A 17,917-nucleotide genomic window follows, 5' to 3' on the forward strand; every position below is an offset into this window, starting at 1 on the left:
TTGGGCGTCAAACGCGCATTCTTGTGGCTGTTCATCTGGTCTCTCCGGGGAACACTGAAGCTTCGCAACCTCAGCTTCCTCGGTTCGGACCAGATGGACAACCTCCTGAAAGACCACAGCTAGAGCGGGATGACGATTCGAAGAAAAGTCATCACGCTCTAGCGGCCGACCTCCACACTGGCGGTCGTGCCGGCGACGAGGCGCACTCCATCAGGCACCTGGTCGATGTGAATATGCACGGGTATGCGCTGCGCCAGCCGCACCCAGGTGAAGATCGGGTTGACCGAAGCGAGCCCGCCCTGCCCCGGCTGCGCATTGACGACAGTGATGCCGCGCGCGACCCCGCCGACATGACCACGGATAAGTTGGCTGTAGCCCATCAAGCGGATTGTCGTCGGATCATTGTCGCGAATCCTTCCAAGGCTCGTCTCCTCAAAATAGCCGTCGACCCAGAAGGAATCGGAGTCGACCAGCGAGACCAGGTTTTGGCCGATATTGGCGTAGTCGCCGCGCTGGGCCAGCAGATTCGTCACATAGCCATTGACGGGTGAGCGAACGGTGACACGGCTGAGATTGAGCTCCGCCTTGGCGACCGCGGTCTGATCCGCGGCAACGGCGGCTTGCAGTTGATGCAGCGAGCTTGCCGATTGCTGAAAGACGTCCTTCGAGACCCAGCCTTCTCCGCGCAGCGTCGCCTGCCGTCCTTCGTTGGCACGCGCGTAATCGAGCGCGGCCTGGTCGCGCGCGACCTGGGCGCGGGCAGCGTCCAACGCGATCTGGTAATCGGCCGGTTCGATCTCGAACAGCACGTCGCCCTTGTGCACCATCTGGTTGTCGGCGACCGGCAGCTTGACGATCCGCCCGGCAATCTCCGGCGCGACGGTCACCACATAAGCCCGCACCATGCCGTCGCGGGTCCACGGCCGCCCCATATAGACATCCCACGCGAACCAGCCGAACAACGCTGCCACCGCGACAGCGCCCAGCGTGAGCAGTACCGGGATCACGGAACTGAGCGACATTTTGCGGCTCGCCCCGCTTGCCGAAGGGCGCGGCAGAGCTTTCCGATCGCCCGCCTCGCCAGCCAATCGCGTCTGAACGTCAGACATCGCTATATCTCAGCCACCACCAGAACCACGCATGAAAGCAGAATAATATAAATCGCGAGCACGAACAGCGCCGGATGCCAGACATGGCGCAGCAGGCCAAGACGCGCCACCATCCGCCGCAGCACGACCAGGATAAGCCAGGCCGCCACCATCAGCAACGAAATGGGGGCGACATAGACGCCAAACAGATTGATCTCGGAAAAGCTCATGGCGGCGATGTTTCGAAATAGGTCTTGTGCTGTGCGAGCGTTTCCGACAGCACGAGGATGCTGCCGCGCGCCCGCTCCCTGACGGGCAATCCCGGCGTCGTGCGCGCGACCGCGGCAAGCTCCCCGTCGAAGTGACCGAGGCGTTCGATCGCAGCCGCGGTATCGGCTTGGACGATGGCATCGAGTGCAACGGTGAACTCCTGATCAAGGTCGAAGCGGCCGGCGACGGGGCGAAGCCGGATGATGGCATTACCCACCACCAGGGCCGATAGAAGATCAGAGCGTGCCGTCGGCTCGGTCTGCTCGGGGAGCGCCTGCAGGTAGTTGTAGATCCGTCCTTCCCACGCCTCCGATGTCAGTTGCAGCCGGTTGGTAGCAAGCCGCCGTAGTTCCCGCAGCGTCCGACTCAGCAGGCGGCGGACACGAAGCTCGGCCGATAACGGCGGCACCATGCGGAACGCAAGCGCAGCCGCTCCGAGTCCTACGAAGATCGCCAGCGCGACATTGTAGAAAGCGAGCGTGTTGTAGGTCATCTGGTTTGCCGGCCCGAGCAGCGGAATGAAAGTCGCAACCAGCGCGATGAAGACCGGCGGCAGCCAGGGTTGAGTCATCAGCGCACCGGCCGGAACGAGGACGAGCCCAATCACGAGACAGAGACCGGCGAAGGATGTCATCTGCGGCAGAAGTGCGAAATTGGCGATGGCCGCGAGCACGGTGGTGATGGCGGCGCCGACCATGAACAGCATGGTGATGCCATAGGCCTGATCGGGCCGCGCCGAGAACAGGGTGAGCGCGATCGCCGCAAAGGCGACGGCAAGCGCGCCATTCGGCCACGCCGTCACGACCCAGAACAATTCGACTGCGGCGATCGCGGTGAACGCGCGTGCCGCATTGAGAACCGAAGGGGCATAGTCCGGGACTGGCAGTCGCTCACGCCGCCGTGCCCGAACGGGCTGCGCGGGATCATTCAGCACGAGCAAGCCACTGAGTGCCTTTCGAAGCGCAAGCAGCGATCGCGCCGCCTCATCGGCGATCAGCTTGACCGACGGCGTCGTACATCCCATCGCGAGCAATCCACGTACGGCTGCGGCACATGACCTGCGCAAACGCGCCGGATCGGTTTGTGCGATCATCGCAACGTCGGCGGATTGCACCGTCAACTCCGTTGGAAGGCTACGCGCGATCTGGCTGATCTCATGCCGCCCTTCTTCGCTTGGCAGCAGATCGAGATGGACGGCCACCCTTCGCCAGGCGGACATCGCGCGGAGAAGACCAGTCGATGCCGACTCTAATTCCCGCATGTGATAGCGAACGTCGTAGGACTCGCCGCCCGCCTCATCCATAAGGGGATCGAGAGCGCCGATCCGTTGCGCCAGACCGAAGCCGATCCGGCGGGATCCCTCTCGCCTTTCCGACAACGTCGCGACGAGCTGAGCCAGGATTTCCGTCGCCAGCGCAGCCATCTCCTTCGCCAGCCGCCTTGGCGCATCGCCGAAATCCGTCATCGCCATCACCAGGCCCGAGCACACGATGCCGACGCAGATCTCGCTGGCGCGGCTCACCGCAAGCGTGAAGACCTCGCCATTGGCGCCACCGGTGGCGCCAAGCAGGTCGCTTGCGACGATTGCAGCGGTAAAGCCGGCGAGCGCTGCCGAATAGGACGCGAAGTTGCGCAGCAGCGTGGCCACGAAGGCGCAGGCCGCGCTCCAAAGCGCCAGTCCTAGCAGGAATCCGACCCGCTGTTGCGGAAAGAGTGCCGCCAGCACCACGATGGCCACAGCGCCGATCGCCGTCCCGATCAGGCGAAACCAGCCCTTGCGCAGCGCCGCGCCGAGGTGCGGCTGGCTGGCGATCGCGGCCGACGCACCAGCCCAGGACGGAATCTCGAGCTGAAGCCAGAAGCTGAGATAAAGGGCGAGGCAAACGCTTGCCCACAAGCGCAACCCGAACATCAGCGCCGACGCCGGGACGCGCAGCCGGTCGGCGAGCTGCCTTGCTTCTGGAAGCCGGCCCGCAGTCCAATCAAGCAGGAGCGACGCCGCCCTGGTCATCTGCCTCACCTATGCACATCGGGCAGGCTGCGCGCTGATCTCAATCGAGTTCATGCCGCATCAGTAATGATCGGTCATAGGACCGACCTTACCACGGAACACGCGGTAGCCGATCACGATGTAGAGCAGCATGAGTGGGAACACGAACAGGCCCTCGCCCCAGAACATGAAGGCGAGGCTGGAATGCGGCGCGGCCGCCTCCTCGATCGTGATGACGGAGGGGATCATGTAGGGCCAGAACGACAGCGCCAGTGTCCCAAAGGCGGTAACGAAGATCGTCACCACCATGTGGAACGGCCAGTAATCGTCATGGCGCAGGATGCTGGTGGCGAGCACCAGCGCCGCGCCGGCGCCGATCGCCGGAAACACGAACAGATACGGCCTTTCGGTCCACCGCTGCAGGATCGGAAGACTCTCGATGAGCGCATGGGCAAAGACGACGACCAGGAACACCAGCACCGCGATCGCAAGGATCGGGATCTGGCGGCGCGCGGTGGCGCGAACGGACCCCTCGCTCTTCCTCACCAGCCAGCAGGCTCCGAGCAGCGCGTATCCAAGGCAAAGGCCGATACCGCACAGCACCGAAAATCCGCTCAGCCACCCAAGCGCGCCGCCGGAATATTCGCCATTGGTGAATTGCAGTCCTTCGACCAGCCCTCCGACCATCACGCCTTGCATGAAGCTCGCGGCAAGTGAGCCGCCGGAAAAGGACAGGTCCCACACCCAGCGCGAGGCCAGCGCCTTGTTGCGGAACTCGAATGCCACGCCGCGCAGGATCAACCCCAGCAGCATGACGATGACGGGGATATAGAAGGCGGAGAGCAGTATCGAATAGGCCGCGGGAAAGGCGCCCCACAGAATCACGCCCGCGACGACGAGCCAGGTCTCGTTGCCATCCCAGACCGGCGCGACGGTATGCAGCATTTCGTTTCGATCCTTCTCGTTCTTCGCCAGGCCGAACAGCATGCCGACGCCGAGATCGAATCCATCGAGCAAGAGATAGATCAGGATACTGATAGCGAGCAGCGCAACCCAGAACATCACCATGTCTATTCTCCCGCACTGATATAGCTGCGCGCGGCGACCGAGGGCTGGTCCGCCATCGACATTGGCCGGTTCGGCGCAGCTTCGCGCGGCTCCGTGGTCGGAATTCCGGCCGGGCCGGCACGCAGCAGCCGATAGATGTAGTAGGTGCCGAACGAAAAGATGAACGCATAGACCAGGACGAACAGGATCAGCGTGGTCAAGGCGGCGGACGCGGTGAGGAACGGCGTCATCGCATCAGCCGTGCGCAGCACGCCATAGACGGTCCAGGGCTGACGGCCGACTTCCGCGGTGTACCAGCCGGTGAGGATCGCAATCCATGGCAGCGGAAAGCTGAGGAAGATGCCCCAGAGCAGCAGGCGGCTGCGCTCGAGGCGATGCTTGAGCTCGAGATAGGTCCCGAGCCAGGCCAGTCCCAGCATCAGGAGACCGCAGCCGACCATGATGCGGAAGGTGAAGAACGGGATGATCACCGGCGGCCGGTCCTGCGGTGGAAATGTCGTCAGCCCGACTTCCTTCGACGTCAGGCTCATGCTGCCGATGATGCTGCCGAGCACGGGAATGCTGATCGCGTATTTGTTGGAATCCGTACTCGGATCGGGGATCGCGATCAGCACCTCGGAGGCTGGCTGCTCGTCATGCCAGCGGGCCTCGATCGCGGCGAATTTCGCCGGCTGATAATCGTGGACGTAATCGCCGACGAGATGTCCGATGAAGAGTTGGATCGGAAGCAGCACCGCCGCAAGCGAAAGGCCCATGCGCAGCATGACCCGCGCCTCGGCGTAATAGGTCCGCCGCAGCAGGTACCACGCGCCCGTCGCCGCCACACAGAACGCGCCGGTCAGGAAGGATGCCAACAGCATGTGCGGAAAGCGCACCCGGACCACGCGATTGAAGAGGATCGCGACCCAGTCGTCGGGGGCGAACTGTCCTTTCTCCATGACATAGCCGACCGGCGCCTGCATCCAACTATTGTTGACCATGATCCAGAACGCCGAAAGCGTCGTCCCCAACGCCACCATGGCGGTGGAGAACAGATAGAACCATGGCGGCACGCGATTGCGGCCGAAGATGAGGATACCGAAGAAGCTGGCCTCCAGCATGAAGGCAGTGAATGTCTCGTAAGAGAGCAGCGGCCCCTGGATCGGTCCCGACATCTTGGCCAGCACGCTCCAGTTGGTGCCGAACTGGAACCCCATGACCACGCCCGACACCACGCCCATGCCGAAGGCGACGCCGAAGATCTTGAGCCAGAACTCGAACAGCGTCCGGTACACCTGTTTGCCGGTACGCATGTGCATCGCTTCGAGAACGGTCAGCCAGGCGGCAAGGCCGATCGTGAACGAGGGGAAGATAATGTGAAACGAGATGGTGAACGCAAACTGCAATCGCGACAGAAGAAGTGCCGTGACGTCCATCGAAAGTCTCCTGTCCTCTCAAGCTCGCTGCGCTGCCGACGTCGGCGTGGCGGCCGGCGGTGGAATGTTGTCGACCTTCAGAACCTGGGCGGTCGTCGCACGGATGCGCCGGCAGAAATCCGCATCATCGATCAGCGATATGCCGTAGGAGGGGATGATCTGCTTCAGCTTGGGCAGCCAGGCATTCGCCGTGAGCTCACCGGCAAAGCACTTCTCCAGCACGCTGATGGCGATGAAGGCCGCGGTCGAGGCGCCCGGCGAAGCGCCGAGCAGCGCGACCAGCGAATGATCAGCAGCACCGACCAGTTCGGTTCCGAACTCGAGCAGTCCGCCGCGCTTGACGTCAGGCTTGATGATCTGGACGCGCTGGCCGGCGACCTGCAATCGCCAGTCCTTCGGATCGGCATTCGGAAAATACTGGTCGAGCGTCGCCAGGCGATGGCTTTCGGATTGCAGCACCTGCCCGATCAGATATTCGGTCAGGTCGAAATTGTCGCGCGCCACCGCAAGCAGCGGTTCGACGTTGGCGGGCCGGATCGACTCGAACAAATCGAGCCGCGATCCGTGCTTGAGGAACTTGCTCGAGAAGCCGGCATAGGGACCGAACAGGAGCGAGTGCTGCCCGCCGATGACGCGGGTGTCGAGATGCGGCACCGACATTGGCGGCGAGCCGACCGCGGCCTTGCCATAGACCTTGGCGTGGTGACGCTTGTTGACCGCGGGATCGTCGCAGCGCAGCCAGATTCCCGAGACGGGGAAGCCGCCATAGCCGTGGCCTTCCGGAATACCGGATTTCTGCAAGAGCGGCAGCGCGCCGCCGCCGGCGCCGACGAACACGAACTTCGCCTTGACCGACCGCTTCTCGCCGGTGTCGGTATCGCGAACCTCGATCTGCCAACGACCGTCCTGATCGTGGACGAGATCGGTGACGACGCTCTTGTAGTGGACAGCGCAGCCGGGCTGGCTGACGAGATGATGAACCAGATGATGGGTCAGCGACCCGTAGTCGACATCGGTGCCGGTGATGATCCGTGTTGCAGCGACCGGATCGTCGCCACTGCGGCCTTCCATCACCAGGGGCACCCAGTCGGCGATCTGCTTCGGATCCTCGGTATACTCCATGCCCTCATAGCAATGATGGGCCGACATCGCCTTGAAGCGCTTGTTGAGGAAGCCGACATTGTCGGCGCCGGACACGAAGCTCATATGCGGAACCGGGTGAATGAAGGAGCGCGGATCCGAGATCGCGCCCTTGCCGACCAGGTAGGACCAGAACTGCCGCGACAGGTCGAATTCGACGTTGACCTGCAGCGCCTTGGAAATGTCGATGCTGCCGTCCGCACGCTCCGGCGTGTAGTTCATCTCGCAATTGGCGGCGTGCCCGGTGCCGGCATTATTCCAGGCATCCGAGCTTTCCAGCCCGCAATCCTCGAGGACCTCGAACATCGAGATGGTGAGCTGTGGCTCCAGTTCCTTGAGGAAGACGCCTACCGTAGCGCTCATGATGCCTGCGCCAATGAGGACGACGTCCGGCTCGCCAGTGGGGGTGCTCTGCATGGATGTCTCCTTGCTGGTTGGATGTCGCTGTCCTGAACGGCTCACGCCGAGGCCGACTGGTGCTCCTTGGTGCGGAACGGCACATGCGCGCCGGGGTGCAGCACCACATAGGCGCGGCGCCAGGACGAATCGTCGGTCAGCTTCCAGCTATGCCCGGAGCCGACGGTGTCTTCCGCCAGCAGGATGTCGCCGGGATGCAGCAGGAAATGCTCGCCGTCGCGGGTCTGGAAATCAAGCGTTCCGGAGAGCGTGATCACCAGTTGGCGGATCGGCGCTGTGTGCCAGGCGAACGCGCCGCCCGATGCCGTCTCCTGGAAGGAGATGGTGACGACGTCGACCTTGCTGCTGAGCCAGTCGCCGCGCTGGCCGGGTTCAAGATCGATGAGCCCTTCCTCGAAATGCGAATTGCTGTCCTCGCCGGTCCATAACCTGACGCATCTGATCATGCTGTGCTCCTTCAGCGTGTCGGTGTGCCGGCTTTGACCGGCGCGTTGCCCTGGGCCACATAGGGCTTGACCATCTTGGCGGGATCGACGATGCGGTCGAACTCCGACTCGCTGACGAAGCCGAGCTTCAGCGCCGCCGCTTTCAGCGTGAGATCGTTGTCCATCGCATAGTGCGCGATCGCCGAGGCCTTGTCGTAGCCGATCACGGGCGCGAGCGCGGTGACCAGCATCAGCGAGCGCTCGACATATTCCTTGATCTTCTTCTGGTTCGGCTTGGTGCCCTCGACCAGGAACCTGCGGAAATTCGTGCAGCCGTCGGTCAGGATCGTGATCGACTGGGCGATGTTGTGGATCATCAGCGGCTTGTAGACGTTCATCTCCAGATAGCCGCTGGCGCCGCCGAACCCGACCGCGACGTCGTTCGCCATCACCTGCACCGCGATCATCGTCAGCGCCTCGGCCTGGGTCGGGTTGACCTTGCCCGGCATGATCGACGAGCCCGGCTCGTTCTCGGGAATCATCAGTTCGGCAAAGCCGGCGCGCGGGCCGCAGGACATCAGGCGGATGTCGTTGCCGATCTTATAGAGCGACACCGCAAGCGTGCGCAGCGTGCCGGAAAGCTGCACCAGCGCATCATGCGCGCCCTGCACGGTGAATTTGTTCGGCGCGCTGACAAAGGCCAGTTCAGTCAGGCGCGCGATCTCGGCGGCGACAGCCTCGGCAAAGCCCGGCGCCGCATTGATGCCGGTGCCCACCGCGGTGCCGCCAAGCGCGAGCCGGAACACGCCCTTGAGCGCGTCCTCGATCCGCGCAAGGTCATCGGCGAGCATGCCGGCATAGCCCGACCATTCCTGGCCGAGCGTCAGCGGCGTCGCATCCTGCATGTGGGTGCGGCCGATCTTGACGACGTCGTCCCACTGCGTGGCCTTGGCATCGATCGCATCGTGCAGGGCCTTCACCGCGGGAACAAGGCGCTGCGTCACGTTGACGGCGGCCGCGATGTACATGGCGGAAGGAAAACTGTCGTTCGACGATTGCGACATGTTGACGTGATCGTTCGGATGAACCGGATGCTTGCTGCCGAGCGGCGTTCCCGCGAGCTGGCAGCATCGGTTCGAGATCACCTCGTTGACGTTCATGTTGAATTGCGTGCCGCTGCCGGTCATCCAGACATGCAGCGGAAACATGTCGTGATGCTGGCCCTGCAGGATCTCGTCGCAGACATGGACGATCAGCTTGTGGACCTTGGTATCGAGCCGCTTGCCGGCATGATTGGCGTTCGCGGCCGCCTTTTTCAGGATTGCATACGACTGGATCATCTCGCGCGGCATCAGGTCCTTGCCGATACTGAAGTGCTCGAGCGAGCGCTGGGTCTGGGCGCCCCAGAGCTTGTCGGCGGGGACATCGACTTCACCAAGACTGTCGGTTTCCTTGCGGAGGTCATTCATCGCAGCCTCTCTTTGCGCGCGGTTCGGAAAACAAGCATTGACGCCTCACAATAAGGCTACGTTCGGTGCCGCGTTCAGGCTTCCTGAAACGAACGTCTTTTACGGAATTGCATGGCAGGACTGCGCCGCCGCAATCTTCATCAACTCTCTGTCGTCACGAGCAAGAACGAGCGAGCGCCGCCGCAGAAGGACGCGCGCGCAAACCACGCGAACGCATCGGCGCGTGCGGCCGCGATTCCGTTATCTCATTACTTACTTGGACCGATGCCGCGGCGGCATTCACGCCGTCGCAAAGCCATCGCCCGTCTCAACCGGACGCCGGTGCACTCCCTGTGCGAAGACGATACGATCTGGATGCGTGAACACTTCGTAGCCGTCATCGCGCGCAACCGCGATCAAGGTGATCCCGGCTTCGTCAGCGGTCTTGATCGCGAGCGTCGTCGGCGCGGAAACGGCGACGATGACGGGCGCGCCAATCATGGCCGTCTTCTGCACCATCTCGACCGAGATGCGGCTCGTGAGCAGAATGGCGCCGTTCGAGACCGACCTGTTGTGACGGATCAGCGCGCCGGCAAGCTTGTCGAGTGCATTGTGGCGGCCGACATCCTCACGCACCGGGCCGACGCCGCCATCGGCCTGCCAGAAAGCGGCCGCATGCACAGCGCGGGTTCTCTTGTTGAGGTCCTGTAGCGACGGAAGCGCGCGCATGGCCTCCAAGAGATCGCGTGCATCGAACGTCGCGCCCTTCTTCACCCTGGGAACCGCGCGCCTCGCCTGCACAAGGCTTTCGATGCCACAAAGCCCGCAGCCGACGGGGCCCACGGAGGCGCGCCGCCGCGCGAACAAGGCCGCCGTCCGATTTTCTGCAAGCCAGATCCGCACCTCGATGCCGAGATCAGTCTCGATCAGATCAAGGCTCCTGATCTCGTCGGCACGGGCAACGATGCCCTCGGTCACGGCGAAGCCAATGCCGAAATCCTTTAGATCGGCGGGCGTCGCCATCATCACGGCATAGGTCGATCCGTCGAAGGTCAGCGCAATGGCGGTCTCCTCCGCCACCGCCCGCGACGATGAACTCGCGCGGCCACCCCGCCAGTTGAGGCCGGCCCGTTCGATGAAAGCACCATTGGCGGCCATGATCACCTCAGCTCGGGTTTGGCGTTGGATTCGCCTCGGGTTGCGCGGCTCAGGTCAGGAGTTCCTGTTCCGCGTCGCTTCGTAGAGGAACCAAGTCCGGCGCTCGGTCTCGTCGATCCAGTTTTCGAGCAGGCTCGCGGTGGCGACGTCGCCATACTCGTCACAGACATTGTGAACCTGGCGCATCTCGCGCGTGAGCTGCTGGTTGTCGCTGCCCAGTTCAGCCAGCATGTCCTGCGGATCGACGTAGTCGGCATCGTTGTCGAGGATGCGCTGCTGGCGCGAGACCTGACCGATCGAGCGGATCGTGGTGCCGCCGATCTTGCGCGCGCGTTCCGCGATCGGGTCGGTCATCGCGAAGATCTGGTCGGATTGCTCGTCGAGCAGAAGGTGGTAGTCACGGAAGTGGCGGCCCGACATGTGCCAATGGAAGTTCTTGGTTTTGAGATAGAGTGCAAACACGTCGGCCAGCAGGGCGCTGAGCGCTGCCGAGATATCGCGCGTCGCGTCGGCTTTCAGATCGGTCGGGCTTTGCAATTCGGGGCGCGTGGACTTGAGCATTCGTGCCATCCTTGTTTCTTGGTCGACGGCACCAGCGTTTCCGGGCCGTCCTTGACGGTTGCGATACCGTGCATCGGGAAGCGTATCTTTCCAGAGCCTGCGGACTCTTTCGGATTCGCACGGATTTCGGGACAATCTTCCGCATTGGTTGCGAACGCGCGCGGAACGGGGCCGCGTCAGACTTTGCGAAAACTCGCGCGGAACTGGCTCGGCGTGATCCCGAGGCGCTTGACGAATACGACGCGCATATGCTCGGCGCTGCTGAAGCCGCTTTCATGCGCGACCACTTTCAGCGGGAGGTCGGAACCTTCGAGGCGGTTGCGCGCGGCATCGATGCGCGCGCTTTCGACGAATTCGGCCGGCGTCACACTGGTCTCGCGCTTGAACGCGCGGGCAAAACTGCGCACGCTCATTCCGGCGACCTGCGCCAGCACATCGACACCGTTCGCCTCGCGCAAATGCGCCATCACATGGGCGTGCACGCGCGCGATCGGCGAATCCTTCTCGGCCGGCGGCACGAGATAGGGACTGAACTGGGACTGCCCGCCCTGCCGCTGCGCCACGACGACAAGCCGCTTGGCGACCGCGAGAGCGACTTCCGGCCCATGATCATCCTGTACGATCGCGAGCGCGAGGTCGATTCCCGCAGTGACGCCCGCCGAGGTCAGCAGCGGCCCGTCACGCAGATAGATGCGGTCAAACTCGACCTTCGCCTTCGGGAACTGCCGGGCGAGACTGGGCGCATTCTGCCAATGTGTCGTCACCGTCTTGCCGTCGATCAGGCCGGCGTGGCCGAGCGCAAACGCACCGGTGCAGATCGAGCCATATTGTGGGGAGCGCGAGGCGATCTTGCCGAGCCAGTCGACAAGCCGCGGATCCGGCGGCATGGTCGGAAGCTCCGGTCCGCCGGCGACCAGCGCGAGATCGAACGCCTGCTCCGCATCGGCAAATGTCATCTCCGGCGTGATCGACATCCCGTTTGACGCCCGGTACGGCTGCCGTTCGGCGCCGATCAGCGTGAGGCGGTAGCCGCGATCCGTTCCCACGAAACCATTCGTCTCGATAAACACGTCGAGCGGACCTGCGACATCGAGCGCCTGCACTCCCGGAAAGATCGCCAGCGCGACCGCCTTCATCGACCAACAATCCAGTTCCCGCGCGTGGATGCGCGCGACGACTATGCATGGAATCCTGCCAGCCGGCCATGCATTTCAGCCAGGTGCTTCTTGCACGAACGCCATCGGCAGAAAAGCGTGGTGTTTTGACGGTTTCGCAGGGATCGGCATCGTTGTTCGTGCCCACGCAAAGCATCAGTTAGTCGGCGAGCAATCCACCAAGACGATAAGGAGATCAGGTCATGACGAAGATCATTGCCGGTATCACCATTCCCGACAGCAAGCTTGCGCGAGAAGTCGACGAACTGGTTCGCGACACCGAATCGGAACTGCTCTACCACCATTCCAACCGCGTCTTCCTGTTCGGCGCGCTGGCCGGGCAGCGCGCCGGGCTGAAGGTCAACCATGAGCTGCTTTATGTCGGCGCGATGTTCCACGACATGGGCTTGCAGGCGCCCTATGCCAGCACCAACGAGCGCTTCGAGGTCGACGGCGCCAATGCCGCCGCAAAATTCCTCCGCGCCCATCGCATCAATGAGCGCGATGTCGAGGACGTCTGGGACGCGATCGCGCTGCACACCACGCCTGATATCCCGAAGCACAAGCGGCCGGTGGTCGCGCTGGTGACGGCCGGCGTCGAGATGGATGTGCTGGGGCTGGAATTCGACTCCTTCACCGCCGCACAGCGCCATGAGGTCTGCGCCCACCATCCGCGCGGCCACGACTTCAAGAACGGCATCATCGATGCGTTTGCTGCCGGGACGATCAAGAAGCCGGAGACGACCTTCGGCAACGTCAAGGCGGACGTGCTGGCGCTGCGCGACCCGACCTACCACCGGATCAATTTCTGCGACGTCATCCTGAACTCGAAATGGTCGGAATGACGAAGGCCGAGCATCAACGATCAAGCATGGAGACCGATCATGACCATCACGAACGCCGTCGGCTCGGTGGGCACTGAACCCAAGAAGAACTTCTTCCGGAAGCAGCGCCAACGGATCGAGCAACGCCTCGACTATTGGCTCGACGTCGCGCTGGAAGACAGTTTTCCATGCAGCGACCCGATCTCCTCGATGCGGACCGATTGAAGCGAGAAGGAATAGACACTTTACCACCTATGCGGATTCGGCGTGAACCTCCGATCTGGCGGCTGGTTGCCTTAACCTGCGGTGCCCGGCATGCTAGGCCACCTCGATCCGTTCCCTCCGAGAAGGCCTGAACACCGCAATGTCCGACCAGTTCTCCAGCGCCCAGCAGATCCGCAAACCGGCCGTCACCTCCAAGGGCGGCATCGTCGCTTCGCAGTCGCGAAGAGCCGCCGAGGTCGGCGCGGCCGTGCTGGCGGCGGGTGGCGATTGCGTCGATGCCGTGGTCGCGACCACCTTTGCGCTCGGCGTGGTGGAGCCCTGGATGAGCGGGATCGGCGGCGGCGGCGCGATGGTGCTCTATCGCGCCCGCGAAAACCGCTATGAAGTGATCGATTACGGCATGCGGGCGCCGAACAGCCTTCGCATCGAGGACTATCCGCTGACCAGCGACGGCACCGCCTCCGACCTCTTTCCCTGGGCGCGGGTGAAGGACGATCGCAACCTGCATGGCCCCGGCTCGATCGCGGTGCCCGGTGTGGTGGCGGGCATGGAGGAGGCGCATCGCCGCCATGCCAAATTGCCGTGGAAGGACTTGCTCAAGCCGAGCGTCGATCTCGCCGGCGAAGGCCTGTTGGTCGACTGGTGGACCACGCTGATGATCGCAAGCTCAGCCGCCGACCTCCGCCGCTATCCGGCGAGCGCGACCGCCTATCTGCACGACGGCCTGCCGCCAAATGCGCAATGGGGCATCAAGTCGGTGGTGCGGCTGCCGCAGGACCGGCTGAAGGCGACCATGGCGCAGCTTGCCTCCGAAGGACCGCGCGATTTCTATGAGGGTGGCCTGGCGCGCAGCATCGCCGCCGACATCCGGGACAGCGGCGGCGCGCTATCGGTCGAGGATCTGGCCGCGTTCCGCGCCCATGTGCGCGAGCCGCTGCGCATCCCCTATCGCGGCGGCTACGTCTATGCGGCGCCCGAACTGACCGCCGGGCCGACACTCGCGCATACGCTGCGCCTGCTGCAGCAGAGCGTGCGGCCCTCGCCTGCCCCGGATGCTGCCGCCTACACGGCTTATGCGCAGGCGCTGCAGACCGCATATCGCGAACGCCTGCAAGGCATGGGCGATGCCGACGGCCGTCGCTCGCTCGGCGCGGAAGCGGTTGCGCCCGCCTGCACCACGCATTTCTCCGTCGTGGACCGTGATGGCAACATGGCGGCGGTGACGCAAACGCTGCTGTCGACCTTCGGCTCGAAATTCGTGACGCCGCAGACGGGCATCACCATGAACAACGGCATCATGTGGTTCGATCCGACGCCGGGCACGCCGAACTCGCTGGCGCCCGGCAAGCGCTGCCTGACCAACTACACGCCGGTCGTGGCGCAGGCTGCTGACGGCCGGCGCCTCGCAGTCGGGGCCTCCGGCGGCCGGCGGATCCTGCCGGCGGTGACGCAACTTCTTTCCTTCGTGATGGATTACGGCATGGACCTCGATGCGGCGATCCACCAGCCCAGAATCGATGCCAGCGAAGGCGCGATCGTGATCGGCGACGTGCGGCTGCCGGCAGTAGCGCGCGAGGCGCTGCGCGCACGGTTCGACTATGAGGAAGCGCGCATACAGACGATACCGCTGAAATTCGCCTGCCCCAGCGTGGTGCTGCGTGACGGCGCCACCAACAGCGGCGCCACCGAGCCGTTCCACGCCTGGGGCGAAGCGGTGGCGGAAGGGTAGAGCGTTTTCGAGCGAAGTGGACACCGGTTCGCGTGAAGAAAACGCGTCAAAACAAGAAATCAGAGCTTTGGTTCTGATCCAATCAGAACCAAAGCTCTGACGCGCAGGTCGATTCAGCCCGCTATCGCCGCCGACAGCACCGCTTCAAGTTCCTGCCTGACATCGTCGAGTGGCTGCGCGTTGCGCGCGGCGCGGCACATCGCGAGCGTTCCCTCGACGGAAGCGACGACCAGCGCGGCCAGTCGCCGCGCGCGGGCCGGCGCCACGCCGTCGCGGCGTAACGCGGCGATCATGATCCGCTGCCACTCCGCGAACACACCGTCGGCGAGATCGAGCAAGTGGCCTTGCGCGGCTTCGTCCGGCGCTCCCGCATTGTCCATGGTGTCAGAGACATATTGCTCGACCGCCACGGCGAGCACCGGACAGCCGGCCTGAAACCTGCTTCGTTCGAGCGTTTGCCGCCACAATGCGATGAAGGCGCGCAGGCCATCGATCGCGCCACGCTCGCGCGTCAGGTGGTCCAGCGGCTTGCTCACCTGTGCGCCGGCAAAGACGATCGCATCTTCGATCAATTGCTGTTTGCCGCGCGGAAAATGATGGCTGATCGATCCGCGCGGCGTGCCGGTATGGCGCACCACCTCGCGCATGCTGGTGGCGTTGACGCCGCGCCGGCTCAGGAGGTCGGCCGCCCCCGCCACCATCTTGGCTCTCGTGTCGGAAGTCATCGGCGCCTCCAGGGATTCGTCCGCCCAGACTAAACTATGACACTTGACATATCCAGCCCGATGTGCGGCTATGTCAAGCGTCATAGGCAACCGGGCGAGAGTGGCACGATGACGAATGCTAGCAACGAAAGGGAGGGAGTATGACCACGCCAGGCAGCATCCGGACTGAAGCACACGACCACATCTTCAAGATCGTCATCGACAACCCGGCCAAGAAGAACGCCTTCTCGCCGGCGATGATGGAGCAGCTCTCCGACGCGCTGACCGAGCTGCACAACAACGACGCCTATTGGGTCGGCGTCATCTGCGCCGAGGGCAAGGATTTCACCGCCGGTCTCGACATGCCGAAATTCTTCGGCCCCACCGCCGAGAAGCGCAACGTCAAGGAGGACAATGTCGACGCGTTCGGTCTTTCCAAGCGCTGCAGGAAGCCGATCGTCACGGCGGTGCAGGGCATCGTGTTCACGATCGGCATCGAGCTGATGCTGGCGGGCGACATCGTCGTTGCCGCCGATGACAGCCGGTTCTGCCAGATGGAAGCAAAGCGCGGGATCGCTCCCCTCGGCGGCGCGCATTTCCGCTTCCTGTCGCGCACCGGATGGGGCAATGCGATGTATCACCTGTTCCTGTGCGACGAATTCACGGCGCAACGCGCCCACGAGATCGGCCTGGTGCAGGAGGTGGTGCCGGCGGGCCAGCAGATCGCCCGCGCGATGGAGCTTGCCGCAACGATCGCACGCAACGCGCCGCTCGGCATCCAGGCAACCAAGGAAGCAGCCGCGAAATATATCGAGGGCGGCGAGGCCGCCGCGATCGCCTTTATCCCGTCGATCCGCGAACGCGTCCTGAACAGCGCCGACGCTCGCGAAGGCATTCAGTCCTTCATCGAGCGGCGGGCTGCGGCCTTCCAGGGACGGTGACGCGGCTCAATTCAGGAGCCGCGTCAGGAGATCATCGATCCGGATCGGGAAGCGGCGGACGCGAACGCCGGTGGCGTGCCAGACCGCATTGGCGACGGCACCGGCGCTGCCGGTGACGCCGATCTCACCGACGCCCTTGATGCCGAGCGCATTCACATGCGGATCGTGCTCGTCGACCGTCAGCACATCGAGCGACGGCACATCGGCATTCACAGGGATATGATACTCGGCGAGGTTCGCGTTCAGGATCCGGCCGGAACGGTGGTCCATGACGGCTTCCTCGTGCAGCGTGAACGATACGCCCCAGATCATGCCGCCAAAGAGCTGGCTCTGGACCAGGCGCGGATTGATGATGCGGCCGGCAGCAAAAGCGCCCACCAGACGCGTGACGCGGATCTGGCCGAGTTCGGGATCGACCTTCACCTCCGCGAACACTGCTCCATGCGCGTGCATGGCGTAGCTCGACTGCGCCGCCGGATCAGCCGCACCGCCGCCGCTGGCCTCGATCTCGGCGACGCCGGCGCGCGTGAGGATGTCGGCATAGCTCTCGCTGCGCGCCTCATCGTCGCGGCGGAACAGCCGCCCTTCGCGCGCGATCACACCGGCATTGCCAGCGCCGAACAGCGGCGAGTGCTCGTCATTGGTCGCGAGATCGGCAAGCTTTGCGATCACCGCCGCGCCGGCATTGTGGATCGCAGCACCGGCAGTTGCGGTATGGGCCGAGCCGCCGGCAATGCCCGCGTCCGGCAAATCCGACGTGCCCGACCGGAACTCGACCTGGTCGATGCCGAGCCCGAGTCCGTCGGCCGCGATCTGGGCCAGCGCGGTCCAGGCGCCCTGCCCCATGTCATGTGCGCCGCTCTCCATCACGCCCGAGCCGTCGCTGCGGATCACGGCGCGCGCCTGCGCCTGGAACATCAGCGCCGGAAAGGTCGCTGTGCCCATGCCCCAGCCGACCAGGAAGCCATCATCGTCGCGCATCTGCCGCGGCGCGAGCGGACGCCCTGCCCAGCCGAAGCGTTCGGCGCCCTTGGCATAGCACTGCCGCAGCGCCTTCGATGAAAACGGCTTGCCGGAGATCGGCTCGACCTCGGCGTAGTTCTTGAGGCGGAAGTCGAGCGGGTCCATGCCACAGGCCACGGCGATCTCGTCGAGGGCGCGGGCGGGCGGGAACGACCCCCTGGCCCCTCCCCCCGCCGGCGGGACCGCCGGGGGGGCGGGTGGCACCCCCCCCCCTGGGATGGGGGGCGGGGGAGCGGGGCCGGGCTCCTGCGTGTGGGGGGGGGAGGGGGGCCGCGGGGAGAAGAACGAGACAGTGGGTGGGGGGGACGAGCGCGCGGGATGGGACGGCGGGCGCCCG

At 64.2% G+C, this 17,917-nt stretch carries 16 protein-coding genes and 1 pseudogene; 4 read left to right on the forward strand and 13 right to left on the reverse strand.

Translation table 11 applies throughout. The features are described 5' to 3' along the window. Nucleotides 1-158: 158 nt before the first annotated feature. The 11 genes from ACZYOF_RS35095 to ACZYOF_RS35145 form a co-directional block, all read right to left on the reverse strand. Entirely contained in the window at nucleotides 159-1,022 is an 864-nt protein-coding gene (locus ACZYOF_RS35095; protein WP_282528039.1) for an efflux RND transporter periplasmic adaptor subunit, read from the reverse strand. An 89-nt stretch (nucleotides 1,023-1,111) separates the two neighbouring features. Beyond that, nucleotides 1,112-1,318 (reverse strand): DUF1656 domain-containing protein, encoded by a 207-nt coding sequence (locus ACZYOF_RS35100; RefSeq protein ID WP_130578471.1) that lies wholly within the window; start codon nucleotides 1,316-1,318, stop codon nucleotides 1,112-1,114. Beyond that, on the reverse strand, nucleotides 1,315-3,369 hold the full coding sequence (locus tag ACZYOF_RS35105; RefSeq protein ID WP_463718622.1) for an FUSC family protein: 2,055 nt from the start codon (nucleotides 3,367-3,369) through the stop codon (nucleotides 1,315-1,317). Before ACZYOF_RS35105 ends, ACZYOF_RS35100 begins: the two co-directional genes overlap by 4 nt. A gap of 60 nt (nucleotides 3,370-3,429) precedes the next feature. Beyond that, a complete protein-coding gene (gene cydB, locus ACZYOF_RS35110) occupies nucleotides 3,430-4,416 on the reverse strand; it encodes a cytochrome d ubiquinol oxidase subunit II (RefSeq protein WP_463718623.1) in 987 nt (328 codons plus the stop codon). A 2-nt stretch (nucleotides 4,417-4,418) separates the two neighbouring features. Next, entirely contained in the window at nucleotides 4,419-5,831 is a 1,413-nt protein-coding gene (locus ACZYOF_RS35115) for a cytochrome ubiquinol oxidase subunit I (RefSeq protein ID WP_463718624.1), read from the reverse strand. Between the two features lie 18 nt (nucleotides 5,832-5,849). After that, nucleotides 5,850-7,388 carry a malate dehydrogenase (quinone) gene (gene mqo, locus ACZYOF_RS35120; protein WP_463718625.1) on the reverse strand — a complete coding sequence of 513 codons (1,539 nt, stop codon included), beginning with the start codon at nucleotides 7,386-7,388 and terminating at the stop codon, nucleotides 5,850-5,852. A gap of 41 nt (nucleotides 7,389-7,429) precedes the next feature. Next, nucleotides 7,430-7,834 carry a cupin domain-containing protein gene (locus ACZYOF_RS35125; RefSeq protein WP_463718626.1) on the reverse strand — a complete coding sequence of 135 codons (405 nt, stop codon included), beginning with the start codon at nucleotides 7,832-7,834 and terminating at the stop codon, nucleotides 7,430-7,432. Between the two features lie 11 nt (nucleotides 7,835-7,845). Continuing rightward, nucleotides 7,846-9,282 (reverse strand): class II fumarate hydratase, encoded by a 1,437-nt coding sequence (gene fumC, locus ACZYOF_RS35130; protein WP_463718627.1) that lies wholly within the window; start codon nucleotides 9,280-9,282, stop codon nucleotides 7,846-7,848. Nucleotides 9,283-9,561: 279 nt separating this feature from the next. Further along, the gene (fdhD, locus tag ACZYOF_RS35135) at nucleotides 9,562-10,419 is read right to left on the reverse strand and encodes a formate dehydrogenase accessory sulfurtransferase FdhD (RefSeq protein ID WP_394568165.1); all 858 of its coding nucleotides are present in this window, start codon (nucleotides 10,417-10,419) and stop codon (nucleotides 9,562-9,564) included. 54 nt (nucleotides 10,420-10,473) lie between these two features. Further along, nucleotides 10,474-10,980 carry a Dps family protein gene (locus ACZYOF_RS35140; protein ID WP_282528046.1) on the reverse strand — a complete coding sequence of 169 codons (507 nt, stop codon included), beginning with the start codon at nucleotides 10,978-10,980 and terminating at the stop codon, nucleotides 10,474-10,476. Between the two features lie 176 nt (nucleotides 10,981-11,156). Continuing rightward, nucleotides 11,157-12,116, reverse strand: a complete 960-nt coding sequence (locus ACZYOF_RS35145) for a GlxA family transcriptional regulator (RefSeq protein WP_463718628.1) — start codon at nucleotides 12,114-12,116, stop codon at nucleotides 11,157-11,159. Nucleotides 12,117-12,337: 221 nt separating this feature from the next. Here ACZYOF_RS35145 and ACZYOF_RS35150 point away from each other — a divergent pair, with 221 nt between their 5' ends. From ACZYOF_RS35150 to ACZYOF_RS35160, 3 genes are all read left to right on the forward strand, one after another. Further along, nucleotides 12,338-12,979: an HD domain-containing protein gene (locus ACZYOF_RS35150; protein WP_394568167.1), complete on the forward strand. Its 642-nt coding sequence runs from the start codon at nucleotides 12,338-12,340 to the stop codon at nucleotides 12,977-12,979. A 39-nt stretch (nucleotides 12,980-13,018) separates the two neighbouring features. After that, nucleotides 13,019-13,183 (forward strand): hypothetical protein, encoded by a 165-nt coding sequence (locus ACZYOF_RS35155; protein ID WP_165421079.1) that lies wholly within the window; start codon nucleotides 13,019-13,021, stop codon nucleotides 13,181-13,183. Nucleotides 13,184-13,322: 139 nt separating this feature from the next. Next, nucleotides 13,323-14,912 (forward strand): gamma-glutamyltransferase family protein, encoded by a 1,590-nt coding sequence (locus tag ACZYOF_RS35160; protein WP_463718629.1) that lies wholly within the window; start codon nucleotides 13,323-13,325, stop codon nucleotides 14,910-14,912. A 113-nt stretch (nucleotides 14,913-15,025) separates the two neighbouring features. On the opposite strand, the gene ACZYOF_RS35165 is transcribed toward ACZYOF_RS35160, so the two are convergent. Then, nucleotides 15,026-15,637: a TetR/AcrR family transcriptional regulator gene (locus ACZYOF_RS35165; RefSeq protein WP_463718630.1), complete on the reverse strand. Its 612-nt coding sequence runs from the start codon at nucleotides 15,635-15,637 to the stop codon at nucleotides 15,026-15,028. Between the two features lie 140 nt (nucleotides 15,638-15,777). Here ACZYOF_RS35165 and ACZYOF_RS35170 point away from each other — a divergent pair, with 140 nt between their 5' ends. Further along, nucleotides 15,778-16,557: a crotonase/enoyl-CoA hydratase family protein gene (locus ACZYOF_RS35170; protein ID WP_463718631.1), complete on the forward strand. Its 780-nt coding sequence runs from the start codon at nucleotides 15,778-15,780 to the stop codon at nucleotides 16,555-16,557. 6 nt (nucleotides 16,558-16,563) lie between these two features. Here the strand turns inward: ACZYOF_RS35170 and ACZYOF_RS35175 are convergent. Beyond that, a pseudogene (locus tag ACZYOF_RS35175) lies at nucleotides 16,564-17,754 on the reverse strand (xanthine dehydrogenase family protein molybdopterin-binding subunit); the annotation flags it as partial. Nucleotides 17,755-17,917: the final 163 nt, after the last annotated feature.

The organism is Bradyrhizobium sp. LeoA1Lang, assembly GCF_055413685.1.

Bases quoted from the DNA above. Each gene is read 5' to 3' on its own strand.
- mqo (WP_463718625.1), bottom strand. From the start codon at position 7,388: ATGCAGAGCACCCCCACTGGCGAGCCGGACGTCGTCCTCATTGGCGCA.
- ACZYOF_RS35145 (WP_463718628.1), bottom strand. From the start codon at position 12,116: ATGAAGGCGGTCGCGCTGGCGATCTTTCCGGGAGTGCAGGCGCTCGAT.
- ACZYOF_RS35140 (WP_282528046.1), bottom strand. From the start codon at position 10,980: ATGCTCAAGTCCACGCGCCCCGAATTGCAAAGCCCGACCGATCTGAAA.
- ACZYOF_RS35115 (WP_463718624.1), bottom strand. From the start codon at position 5,831: ATGGACGTCACGGCACTTCTTCTGTCGCGATTGCAGTTTGCGTTCACC.
- ACZYOF_RS35170 (WP_463718631.1), top strand. From the start codon at position 15,778: ATGACCACGCCAGGCAGCATCCGGACTGAAGCACACGACCACATCTTC.
- ACZYOF_RS35155 (WP_165421079.1), top strand. From the start codon at position 13,019: ATGACCATCACGAACGCCGTCGGCTCGGTGGGCACTGAACCCAAGAAG.
- cydB (WP_463718623.1), bottom strand. From the start codon at position 4,416: ATGGTGATGTTCTGGGTTGCGCTGCTCGCTATCAGTATCCTGATCTAT.
- fumC (WP_463718627.1), bottom strand. From the start codon at position 9,282: ATGAATGACCTCCGCAAGGAAACCGACAGTCTTGGTGAAGTCGATGTC.
- ACZYOF_RS35095 (WP_282528039.1), bottom strand. From the start codon at position 1,022: ATGTCGCTCAGTTCCGTGATCCCGGTACTGCTCACGCTGGGCGCTGTC.
- ACZYOF_RS35150 (WP_394568167.1), top strand. From the start codon at position 12,338: ATGACGAAGATCATTGCCGGTATCACCATTCCCGACAGCAAGCTTGCG.
- ACZYOF_RS35160 (WP_463718629.1), top strand. From the start codon at position 13,323: ATGTCCGACCAGTTCTCCAGCGCCCAGCAGATCCGCAAACCGGCCGTC.
- ACZYOF_RS35165 (WP_463718630.1), bottom strand. From the start codon at position 15,637: ATGACTTCCGACACGAGAGCCAAGATGGTGGCGGGGGCGGCCGACCTC.
- fdhD (WP_394568165.1), bottom strand. From the start codon at position 10,419: ATGGCCGCCAATGGTGCTTTCATCGAACGGGCCGGCCTCAACTGGCGG.
- ACZYOF_RS35125 (WP_463718626.1), bottom strand. From the start codon at position 7,834: ATGATCAGATGCGTCAGGTTATGGACCGGCGAGGACAGCAATTCGCAT.
- ACZYOF_RS35105 (WP_463718622.1), bottom strand. From the start codon at position 3,369: ATGACCAGGGCGGCGTCGCTCCTGCTTGATTGGACTGCGGGCCGGCTT.
- ACZYOF_RS35100 (WP_130578471.1), bottom strand. From the start codon at position 1,318: ATGAGCTTTTCCGAGATCAATCTGTTTGGCGTCTATGTCGCCCCCATT.